This is a genomic window from Klebsiella sp. TF21-TM (genome assembly GCF_019753495.1).
Lineage (GTDB): Bacteria > Pseudomonadota > Gammaproteobacteria > Enterobacterales > Enterobacteriaceae > Klebsiella > Klebsiella quasipneumoniae.
Window position 1 is genome coordinate 1 of sequence record NZ_JAIJYL010000054.1, and the last position, 10718, is coordinate 10718.

Consider the following 10718-nt stretch of genomic DNA (forward strand, 5'->3'; position numbering starts at 1 on the left):
GCATTATGGGCGTTGGCCTCAACACGATTTTACGTCACTTAAAAAACTCAGGCCGCAGTCGGTAACCTCGCGCATACCGCCGGGCAGTGACGTCATCCTCTGCGCGGAAATGGACGAACAGTGGGGCTATGTTGGGGCTAAATCGCGCCAGCGCTGGCTGTTGGCTCCGGAAGACGGTTGTGGCGCACGTCTTCGGTGAACGCACTCTGGCCACACTGGAGTGCTGTCGGCCTTTGAGGTCGTGGTATGGATGACGGATGGCTGGCCGCTGTATGAATCACGCCTGAAGGGAAAGCTGCACGTTATCAGCAAGCGTTACACTCAGCGCATTGAGCGACATAACCTGAATCTGAGCCAGCACCTGGCACGGCTGGGACGGAAGTCACTGTCGTTCTCAAAATCGGTGGAGCTGCATGACAAGGTCATCGGGCATTATCTGAACATAAAACACTATCAGTAAGTTGGAGTCATTACCCTTTCTGACTACTTATTGGCCGAGGAAATATTCATGATCCATTCAATAGCATTAGGTGTTCTGATCCAAGGTTTAATATTATGGTTTATATAATCAATTGCTTCATCCATTTCACCTAACGTGATATATCCACTGTTAGACTTTGGTTGTAATTTGCACTTTGATAACAAGCTTGGGATGTGCTTATTAGAGCTAATAGCTGCTTTAGCGATATCATCGGCATCGGGGGATGACTGTCTGTAGGCGAGGAGGGCGCGTGTATACTGAAAAAACGGGCGCATATCACCTGAATAATCATCCAGTAGCACGCTCAGATCATCCACCATTTCGAGTTCAAGATAATAGTTCGCTAATAAATGACGAATCCCCTGGTTGTCGTTCGGGTTTAGCTTGAGCATTTCGTGGCAATGAGACATGGCCGGGTAGAAATTACCTGACTCCCATAGGGCATCAGCCAATGCTGCTTTTGCTCTCATATATGGACGCGTTTCGACAAATCCCCAGAAATTGCCCGCAAATTCCTGAAAATCTTCACCCAGTGCGACACTGGCCGCATATAAAGCCGTCTCCAGAGTAACGATTTTTGACTCAGAGGGCTCTTCGGATATCTCGCAGTAGAATGAGTATGCGTCAGCACAGAGCGGGGATTTTTTGATAGCTTTTCTGATGAGTTTCAGCACAACGTCCAGGTCATCAGTTTCCCAGGCATCGAACATAAATTCCTGAGCCGCAGCCAGATCCAGCTGTAATTGCTCAGAACTGACGGCATTTTTATATAAATCAACGCGCTTTTTAGTCGGGAATTTAATCATCTCAAGTATCCTTTTGGGAGCTCACCGTTACCTGCTACTTCATAGCACTGATGGTCGATTCTACCGCTTTGAACTTGCCACAAACAAGTTCGGGTCTGCCAGAACGGGATTGATCGCCCGGAGTTATTCCTGGATGCGCACCTGAGCTTTACGGCTGGGCGATTTTTTGCTTCGTTCCCGTTTGCCTTCGTTTTCCCGTTCATCCTGTTTTACCTGAGCCAGTCTGAGTACAGTCCCGAGACGTTTGTTATCAACAATCTGCCCCTGGTCGACACAGGCCAGTTTATCAAATGCCTGGCACTCAAGGCTCCGATGTCCGTAGTGGAAGGCGAGGGTGCCATCGGGATAATCCAGCACTTTAATTTTCTCACCGGCAAGACGGCTATTTTCTTCTGTCGGGTCCATGAGATAAAGGATCTTATCGTACTGGAAGGTCAGTGATTTCGACACGGTACGGACATCATGCCAGGCAAAGATGTCTCTTAACTCATCGGGGTTTTCCTTCACCGGACGATGCAAATCTTTCGGGAACCTGGCCGGTCGTGAAAACCGGCTGTTAAAGTCAGCCATGAAAGTGGCAAGCCAGGCATTTGCGGCCTCAATGCCGGTAATACCTTCCAGACGCATTTCTTTAATCAGCCGATCCTGAAGAGTCTGATTCGCCCGTTCCACGCGACCTTTAGCCTCAGAGCTGTTGGCACAGATAAGCTCGATTGCCAGGTCATAGAGCACACGTCCGAACTGGGTAACGGTGGTATTGCGGTTCTCCGGACCACTGACGCGAAATATTGCGTGTTTGTCACTGTACAGCGATACCGGCTTCCCATGCTGCTCAATGTATTCCCGGGTTGCCAGCATGTAGTCAAAGGCTGTTTCTGACTCGCTGAACCTCAAATGCATCAGACGGCCGGTGGCATCATCGATAAAGACCAGCAGGCAGCATTTTGGTGCACGGCCTTCAAACCAGTCATGGTGGGAGCCGTCGATCTGGATCAGTTCCCCCAGGCAATCACGTCGATGCCGGGGTTGATAAACCCGTGACTTGCGTCGGGCATGTGGGATCCAGATTCCGTCAGACGTCATCCAGTTGCGGACGGTCTCGATTGAAAGCCGGATATTATGGCGCTCTCTGAGCTTTTCTGCGGCCAGTGTGGGTCCAAAGTCACTGTAGTTTTCACGTATCAGCGTGAGTACACGCATTTTGAGAGATTCGGTCAGCCGACGGTTGCTGGGTTGACCGCGTTTGCGGCTGACAAGTCCTTCAGCACCAGAAACCCGGTAGCGATTGATAAGCCGTTGCGCCTGACGTTCTGAAATGCCAAGCTGTGACGCTGCATCACGACGGCGTAGACGTTTTTCACAAACTGCCTGTATCACCGGTAAACGGTGGATCTCTTTATCTGACATGGTCACCAACATGCGTTGAGTCCCTTAGAATTGGGGTCTGAAGTCCAATGGAACGAAAACGTACGTTAGTGAAGTAACTATCTGATATATAAACATAATAGACGCAGAAAAATCGCTTAAAACGGCGTGTTTTTAATCAATAAATGGCATTTATCGGACATTGTTGTCTACAAATCGATTTTTCAGACATGTGTTTATCTCTTACCGTACGTTTTCGTACGGTTGGACCTCAAACCCTTTAAACGAACTTCCGCGTATTCACCGTAGACAGAACCCTGATGCGTGGCATCACTATGCCCGGGAATGTGGAATACACCTTGATAATCCAGCTCAGGGTGTGCGGTACGATCTACATGAAATGGCCATCGCTGCCGTCATCGCAGGACAAGGCGTAGCATTGGTTCCGCGTATGTATGTCGAGAATGAATTGCGTTGCGGTATGCTCGTTCGCCCTGGCCAGCCTCAGGATGCCTGAGCAAAAAATTCTGTTTAGTAAAACCGACGGAAACGGGGATCAATGAGGCTGCGCTGGAAAGTTTTGAACGCTGGCTGCTTGCTGAAATTAATACTCTCACCAGCCTCAATGCTGAACGATGACATTCCGTCCGCTCCTCGCTGTGAGTTCAACCGATGGATGCAACCCATTGGTTAAATGCTCTGCAAGTGATTCATAGTATGGGGTTTTTCCTGGCCTATAGTAGTGCGGCCCCACAGTCCCATGTTTATATTTTTTAAGTCTGGACTTAGGCAGGCATTCGTTATTTGCGCTGACCTGCCAGTTCATGACAAAGCGCACCGATCTTTTCAACTGCATTGAGCAGCGTGGACGAGGGTTCATTCGCACAATTTAACCTCAGGAAGTTCTGAAACTCGGCCCCTGGGGAAAACAGGAGGCCAGGACTGACACCAATGCCCAGCGCCAGCGCGCGACGGTGTACCACCAATGAATTCAGCGGATGCGGGAGTTCTATCCACAACAAGAAACCGGCTGTCGGCACGGTAACACGAGTGCCCTGTGGGAAGCTTGCCTTGACCCGGGCGATAACGGCTTGTACCCCCTCTGATATCCGGAACTTCAAGCGTCGTAAATGACGATCGTAGTCCCCACTTGCCAGTATATTGCTCGCGGCAGCCTCAAGCAGCGGTGCGCCAGCCCAATCCCCGGCCATGCGAGCCTGCAATACCTGAGTGTGATAGCGTCCTGCCGCAACCCACCCGATTCTCCAGCCCGGGGCAAGGGTTTTGGATAATGAACTGCAGTAGATCACACTCCCGCTCTGGTCGAACGCCTTGCAGGCCGGAGGACGCTGCCCTTCACCGGCCAGATCACCATACACATCGTCCTCAATTAAAGGGATGCCTGCACGTTCAATCAGAGCAACAAGTTCCTGCTTACGGGTGACGGGCATACTGGCACCGAGTGGGTTTTGCACCGTGGGCGAAGCCAGCACGGCTGCGGGACGGTGACGCTGAATAGCTTCATCCAGAGATGCCAGCAACAAGCCTTCAGCAGGATCCGTGGGGATTTGCAATGCCTTGAGGCCTAAGTCCTCAAGCAGCAGGAGCGTACCGAAGTAGGCAGGTTGCTCAATTGCCACTACGTCACCTGGCTGACATACAGCCCGCAGAGCCAGACGCAGTGCTTGCGTCGCTCCAGCCGTGATGACGAGATCATCCGAACCAAAACGGGCTCCCCACTGTGCAGCGCGTACGGCTATATTTCTGCGCAGGTCTGCCCTTCCCGGCGGCAGGCTGTAGCTCTGCCCGTGCGCGTCAAGGCGGCGGGTTGCAGTCTGTAGCGCCCGCTGTAGCGTGTTTGTTGGCAACCATATTGGATCGGGCAGCGCTGCACCAAGTGGCACCAGACGGGCTTCTGCGCTACTAAATAGTGAACGGGCTACTGCTGACATTGTCACGGGAACTGGGCCAGGTAAATCCTGGGAAGACGGCATGTTCTGAGATGTGTTTATCTGGCAAACGAAGTAGCCCGAACGCGGACGCGCTACAATCAGGCCCTCGGCCTCGAGACAACGGAGTGCTTCCAGTGCCGTTGGGAGGCTAACCTGCTCTCGTTCGGCCAGTTTACGTGCGGAGATCATCCTGTCGCCGACTCGCAATACACCTGATGCAAGGGTAAGGCGCAGCATTTCAGCAATCCGGCGGTAATGTGGGGACAACAGACGTGGAGCGGACATTGCGAACTGTACAGTCTGATTTTCGATAGATCTGACTATACAGACAATGATGTGGCCCTTCTATAGTGGTGCCGAACCCGCTCAATCAAGGAGGCATTATGCATAGCGATAACTTCGATCTTTCTGCTTATTTCCGTCGCATAAACTACACCGGGCATGCAGCCGCCGATACCGCCACGCTGCACGCGCTCATGCGTCATCAACTCTTTTCGGTGCCCTTCGAGAATCTGGATGTACAGGCTGGCAAAGTCGTATCCCTGGTACCCGAAGACATTGCAGATAAACTGCTACATCGAGGTCGTGGCGGATACTGCTATGAGGTTAATGGGCTATTTGCAATGGCATTGGACGCTTTAGGTATTACCTACCGTTTCGTTGCCGCTCGCCCGATGTTCTACCCGGCACGCCGACCGAAAACGCATATGGCATTAATTGCTGAAGTTGATGATCGCCTGTGGCTTTGCGATCTAGGGTTCGGCAGCTATGGTATTCGCGCGCCGCTCGCTATAGACATGACAGATACCGATATCGAACAGGATTTCGACACTTTCCGACTTATCCGTGACGTTAATAACGAGTATCTGCTACAAGCGAAGGTGGAGGGTGCATGGGCTAATCAATACAGTTTTGATCTGTCCCCCCAGGAGTGGATTGATTTCGTCCCGGCCAACTACCTCAATTCCACCCACCCTGATGCCATCTTTGTGCAGAAGTTACTGATCGTGCAGCACGCCCCCGAGGGTCGCCTGATTTTGCTAGGTAATTTGCTGAAGACGATCACCGCAGAGGGTATCGAAACGCAACAACTGATGGATGACGGTATTGCCCTGGCCCTGAAAAATCGCTTTGCTCTGCCTGTACCGCAATACATCGGGAAGAGCGCTTAATCCTGAGTACAGCCTTCCCTCTTTTTATTCTAATGAAATAGACAGAGGGCTGGCTGGCACGCCTGTCGCAGACTAGTCATTCACAAATGAGGGTCTGGATTTAGTTTTATTTCAGTTGCAACACCGATGCTAATTGACCATTCATTGAGCAGGTAATCAATGCCTGCTTTTCGCTCAAAGCTGCCTGTCAAAGTGGTCAAGCTTTTCCATAGCTCAGAGGTACCAAAAATCACCTTAACGAATGGAAGGGACTTCCCCTGGATATGCGCCTGATTAACTCTTGTGCAATCATGGGGTAAACATAGCCCCGGAGGGATTCGTTATGACCATCACTACTGTCGGTATCTGAATTCGGTGTCATCGCGCCACAAAGTACAGATGCCCTGCGCCACATGGTTTCCGGGCAGAAGAGCTCTTTACCGCTTCAGGTTCAGCAATGTGTTGATGATTTGCTGGAACACGTTGATCGCATTGAAGCTAACATCGCTGAATATGACCGAATTTTGTCGCGCATGGCCAAAACAGATCACCGCAGTCAGCGGCTAATGGAGCTAAAGGGAGTTGGTCCCACAACGGCCTGTGCACTGGTTGCCAGTATCGGTAATGCACATGATTTTAAAAATGGACGGCAACTGGCGGCCTGGCTGGGACTGACGCCATCACAATACAGCAGCGGTGGAAAGTCGAAGCTCGGCAGGATCACAAAAGCCGGTGATTCGTATCTGCGAACGCTTCTGGTACAGGGAGCTCGTTCAGTACTGATTGGCGCTGAGAAAAGGACTGACTCATTCAGTCATTGGGTCTGTTCACTGGTCGAACGCAGAGGATACTGGCGCGCTGTTGTGGCCATCGCCGCCAAAAAATGCAAGGCTGTGCTGGGCATCATTGCATTACGGTGATGATTTCAGACTGTACTCAGCCAGCTAAAGTACGAAGCAACAGTATGACCATCTGACCTGCAACTCGTTGATGATAAAGGGTTAACCCCCGTGAGGTATATCTGAATATTGTACAGGATATACGTATCCGCTTAACGAACAAGAGCCTCACGCGCGTCTTTCATCAGGGCCCGAATCGATGACGATTCATCATGGCCGTTTATAGTACCGCAGTCTCTCCCCTTTATTTTTACTGAAGAGCAGACAGAAACGTAAGCGTAAACCCAGTGCCGTATGTAGCCATTAAGCCAGTACTGATAACTTAGACGTCCACCTGTACAGACGGACATCTAAGTATGGAATCCCTATCCTGGCGAAAAGAACCCCGTAAAAATTATCCCAATGACTTCAAGCTACGTATGGTCGAACTTGCTTCCCGCCCCGGAGACTGGTGACCAATGCTGTCGTTCTCTGGAATACCATCTACATGCAGGCTGCACTGGATCATTTACGTAACGAAGGCGAAACCATAAATGAAGAGGATGAAGCCAGACTTTCGCCACTGAGACACGCGCATTTCAACATGCTGGGGCATTACACGTTCACACTTGCGGAGCAGGTAACAAAAGGCCAGCTAAGGCCACTGAAGCAAGCGGAAGAAACGGACGAATGGCCTCTGTAACGGTCATATTGTCGCGGGGATTGATGACCATCTGTTCAAAAAATGTACTTAGCGTACGTTTTCGTACGGTTGGGCTTCAGACCCCGAATTGCTTTCAGTTTAGCTTACTCTAAGGTGACATTTCTATCTGGATGAAAGGAAGTGCGGACAAATTCCTGGACCTTCAGGAGTTAATTTATGCATTCATACGAGGACCGGATCCGGGCCGTCGAACTCTATTACCGGTACGGAAAGAAAGCCTCCGTTGTCGTCATGGAGCTGGGATATCCTTCCACAAAACAGCTGGGCCGTTGGGTTCGGATTTATGAAGAGAAGGGCGATTTACCCAGGGAATTAAAACCAAGAGAACGCTATTCACGTACACAGAAAATTGCTGCTGTTGAGCATTATCTTACTCACGGTGGTTGCCTGTCGTACACTCGCCGAGCCATCGGCTACCCCAGTAACGAAATTCTAAAGCGCTGGATTGAAGAGTTTTACCCAAATGCGCGTCCCCTGGTCATTCGCTCAGGCACAAGCAAATGCTTCAGCCCGGAAGAGAGGTCTCAGGCCGTCCAGGAGCTCTGTAACCGACGTGGAACCGCGCGTAAAGTTGCACAAAGCATAGGCGTCAGCGTCCCGGTCCTGTACAAATGGAAGAAAGACCTTATCAGTGACGAGGCTTATCAATCCATGCGCAAACGAAAGGCAGCCCCTCAGGATAAAAATCAGGATACTTTACTCGGTGAAATCCAGCGTCTCAGGAAGCAGGTTCATCAGCTGCAGCTCGAACGTGACATACTGACAAAGGCGAATGAACTGATAAAAAAAGATCTGGGCATCAGCTTTCTGAAACTGAAAAACAGGGAGAAAACCCTGATAGTTGATGCCCTTAAGAAAAAGTACCCCGTTGCTGAGTTGCTAAGCGTTCTGCAACTTGCCCGCAGCTGTTATTTTTACCACAAAGCCAGCAAACGTCTGTACGATAAGTATGCGGAAATACGCGTGATCATGGCCGATATCTTTGAGGAGAATTACCGCTGTTACGGCTACCGGCGCCTTCACGCGATGCTTCGCAGTAACAACAGGGTTATTTCTGAAAAGGTTGTCCGCAGACTGATGGCAGAAGAGCAGCTCGTTGTTAAGCGCACCAGGCGACGACGATATAACTCTTACTGTGGCGAAATCGGTCCGGCACCGGAAAATTTACTCGCCCGGGATTTTAGTTCCTGCAGGCCAAATGAGAAGTGGCTGACCGATATTACGGAGTTCCAGCTTCCGGCTGGAAAAGTCTATCTGTCGCCGGTTATCGACTGCTTTGATGGACAGGTTGTAAGCTGGTCGATAGGAACACGCCCGGACGCGACGCTGGTGAATACGATGCTCGATGACGCACTCGATACGCTCAACGAACATGATAAACCGGTGATACACAGCGATCGTGGTGGCCATTACCGGTGGCCGGGCTGGCTCGAGCGTATCAACACCTCCGGACTTATAAGGTCCATGTCGCGCAAAGGATGCTCGTCGGATAATGCTGCGTGTGAAGGCTTCTTCGGGCGTATCAAAAACGAAATGTTCTATGGCAGAGACTGGGCGGGTATCACGCTGGAAAAATTTATCTGCTTCCTGGACAGGTACATACGCTGGTATAACGAGAAACGTATCAAGCTATCATTAGGTGCAATGAGTCCTGTGAAGTACCGGCAGCATCTTGGGATCACAACATAACAGTCCAGGAAAACATCCGCAGCCCCCAGGCGGACATTACTATTGAGCCCCTACACCATTGGTGCGCATAACAAAGATTATGTTAAATGTTGAAATAAATAATATGATAATCAATATGTTACGTCGGTATCAGTCACTTCCCCACTCCAGTAACCAGTCATGGAAGTTTAAGGAACAGAGTCCGCTCATGAGTTTGTGATGCCTTAAATCCATGGTGAACATAGAAGCCTTTGGCTTCTTCAGTAAGCGCGTGAACCATTATCGCACGAACGCCAATATTCTCAGCTACGCGATAACAGCGTAGAACCGCATCGTGAAGTAAATCGGCGCCAACCCCTTTTCCGTGCAATGAGATATCTACCGCCAGGCGAGCGAGTATAATCACCGGTATAGGATCTGGCATGTTACGCCGAAGACTACCTGTCGCTTCCGTATGGTTAACGCTACCGGTGGCCAGAGAGTAAAAACCAGCTACTTGCTTCGTACCCGTCTTGCAAACAACGAACGTTCGGGCAGCGCCAAGAGCCTGATTTTTTAAACCTCTCTGTTTTAGCCATTCATCGAGTACCGTTTCTCCACTGACGAACTCTGCCAGTTGATGGGCGCTGGATAACGGCTCGGGCGCTGTTATACATCCCACTGAGGTTTCCTTGCCAGTAGTTTATTAATGGCGGGCTCATCCTCGACTGGTGCATCGAGCATATCGATGAACTCTGCATACTGTTCGTCGTTAAAATTGAAAACACGGCGATCAAGGATCACGTTCTCCGCAGCCTTGCAGGCCATCTCAAGAATGAAGTCGGTTCGCGATTTATGAAGGATTTCTGCAGCGGCATCGATGAGTGCCCTCTGAGACTCTTTAGCTCTTAGGTTGAGTTGAACATCTGATTTCATACACACCTCTTTTGTATAGCGATTGCTATACAAGCATAACACAACACGAACGTATAGCAAATGCTATGCACCTCAAAGTGCCGAAAATGAGTTTTATTTTAAATATCAACAGGTTGAAACATAACAGCAAGACTGGAAGCAACATTAAAGTGTATCCTCAACAATCCCACCATTAAGGTGAAAACACGGAATGTGGCCCCCAAGGTCTTTTCAGCAAAAGCCATCTCAAACTTCATTTCTATAGTCTGAAATCAAGATCGGCATTTTTGACCCTCTGATATGTTTCGTCATCTGGTGCGGCGGGTATTTTTGCTCGTGTAATCGCTGAAATGGCTGCTTTACACAATTTTGCATCACCCTCTTTTGCTGTCGCACTGTTCACTGAACCATCAGGCTGAAGAGAGATACGGATAGAGCAGGTTTTTCCTTTATGCGCATCGGGTTCATACATTTCGGCAACAATGGCATTCCTTATTTGTGTCGCACATCCGAGTATTTTTGAATGCTCCGGGGGAACTGTTGGAGATCGTAGGCCACCTAAAAGATCATCAACTTCCGCAGATTTATCGCTGTCGGGCATAACCCTGACGTTTGTTTTTTGAGTATGGTTTGAACAGGCAGTTATAAGTAGAAAAAGGGTGAGTATGGGCGCTGACAACACTCTTAAATACATGTTAAAACTCCTGTTTTCATCTCCAGGTGGCTTTGTTGAATAAATCGAACTTTTGCTGAGTTGAAGGATCATATCACGCATCTTCCCGACAACGCAGACCGTTCC

The 10718-nt window shown here is 49.9% G+C and carries 8 protein-coding genes and 5 pseudogenes; 7 read left to right on the forward strand and 6 right to left on the reverse strand.

The annotated features are described in order from the left end of the window. Positions 1 to 5: 5 nt before the first annotated feature. On the forward strand, positions 6 to 65 hold the full coding sequence (locus tag K5R89_RS27640; protein ID WP_071686670.1) for an IS1-like element transposase: 60 nt from the start codon (positions 6 to 8) through the stop codon (positions 63 to 65). A 44-nt stretch (positions 66 to 109) separates the two neighbouring features. Beyond that, positions 110 to 460: pseudogene (locus K5R89_RS25895) on the forward strand (IS1 family transposase). Between the two features lie 23 nt (positions 461 to 483). Here K5R89_RS25895 and K5R89_RS25900 read toward each other — a convergent pair. Both K5R89_RS25900 and K5R89_RS25905 read right to left on the reverse strand, forming a co-directional pair. Then, positions 484 to 1287 (reverse strand): hypothetical protein, encoded by an 804-nt coding sequence (locus K5R89_RS25900; protein ID WP_065813373.1) that lies wholly within the window; start codon positions 1285 to 1287, stop codon positions 484 to 486. A gap of 60 nt (positions 1288 to 1347) precedes the next feature. Continuing rightward, positions 1348 to 2694 (reverse strand): annotated as a pseudogene (locus K5R89_RS25905) (ISNCY family transposase). Between the two features lie 238 nt (positions 2695 to 2932). Between K5R89_RS25905 and K5R89_RS25910 the strand changes: the two are divergent. Further along, positions 2933 to 3291 (forward strand): annotated as a pseudogene (locus K5R89_RS25910) (LysR substrate-binding domain-containing protein); the annotation flags it as partial. Between the two features lie 161 nt (positions 3292 to 3452). Here K5R89_RS25910 and K5R89_RS25915 read toward each other — a convergent pair. After that, a complete protein-coding gene (locus K5R89_RS25915; RefSeq protein ID WP_050582443.1) occupies positions 3453 to 4889 on the reverse strand; it encodes a PLP-dependent aminotransferase family protein in 1437 nt (478 codons plus the stop codon). A gap of 98 nt (positions 4890 to 4987) precedes the next feature. Between K5R89_RS25915 and K5R89_RS25920 the strand changes: the two genes are divergently transcribed. The 4 genes and pseudogenes from K5R89_RS25920 (at position 4988) to K5R89_RS25935 (ending at position 9046) form a co-directional block, all read left to right on the forward strand. Further along, a complete protein-coding gene (locus K5R89_RS25920) occupies positions 4988 to 5776 on the forward strand; it encodes an arylamine N-acetyltransferase (protein ID WP_023288270.1) in 789 nt (262 codons plus the stop codon). A gap of 341 nt (positions 5777 to 6117) precedes the next feature. Beyond that, positions 6118 to 6703: pseudogene (locus tag K5R89_RS25925) on the forward strand (IS110 family transposase); the annotation flags it as partial. Positions 6704 to 7102: 399 nt separating this feature from the next. Next, a pseudogene (locus K5R89_RS25930) lies at positions 7103 to 7336 on the forward strand (Tn3 family transposase); the annotation flags it as partial. Positions 7337 to 7513: 177 nt separating this feature from the next. After that, positions 7514 to 9046 carry an IS3-like element ISKpn38 family transposase gene (locus K5R89_RS25935; RefSeq protein WP_065813374.1) on the forward strand — a complete coding sequence of 511 codons (1533 nt, stop codon included), beginning with the start codon at positions 7514 to 7516 and terminating at the stop codon, positions 9044 to 9046. 157 nt (positions 9047 to 9203) lie between these two features. Here the strand turns inward: K5R89_RS25935 and K5R89_RS25940 are convergent, their stop codons facing one another. The 3 genes from K5R89_RS25940 to tolA form a co-directional block, all read right to left on the reverse strand. Further along, positions 9204 to 9686, reverse strand: a complete 483-nt coding sequence (locus K5R89_RS25940) for a GNAT family N-acetyltransferase (protein WP_023288256.1) — start codon at positions 9684 to 9686, stop codon at positions 9204 to 9206. Then, positions 9674 to 9940, reverse strand: coding sequence for a DUF1778 domain-containing protein (locus tag K5R89_RS25945; RefSeq protein WP_003026799.1), 267 nt, complete (start codon positions 9938 to 9940; stop codon positions 9674 to 9676). Before K5R89_RS25945 ends, K5R89_RS25940 begins: the two co-directional genes overlap by 13 nt. Before the next feature lie 238 nt (positions 9941 to 10178). Then, a partial coding sequence (gene tolA / locus K5R89_RS25950; protein WP_260630713.1) for a cell envelope integrity protein TolA occupies positions 10179 to 10718 on the reverse strand: 540 nt, incomplete at its 5' end.

Bases quoted from the DNA above. Each gene is read 5' to 3' on its own strand.
- K5R89_RS25920 (WP_023288270.1), top strand. From the start codon at position 4,988: ATGCATAGCGATAACTTCGATCTTTCTGCTTATTTCCGTCGCATAAAC.
- K5R89_RS25900 (WP_065813373.1), bottom strand. From the start codon at position 1,287: ATGATTAAATTCCCGACTAAAAAGCGCGTTGATTTATATAAAAATGCC.
- K5R89_RS25945 (WP_003026799.1), bottom strand. From the start codon at position 9,940: ATGAAATCAGATGTTCAACTCAACCTAAGAGCTAAAGAGTCTCAGAGG.
- K5R89_RS25915 (WP_050582443.1), bottom strand. From the start codon at position 4,889: ATGTCCGCTCCACGTCTGTTGTCCCCACATTACCGCCGGATTGCTGAA.
- K5R89_RS25935 (WP_065813374.1), top strand. From the start codon at position 7,514: ATGCATTCATACGAGGACCGGATCCGGGCCGTCGAACTCTATTACCGG.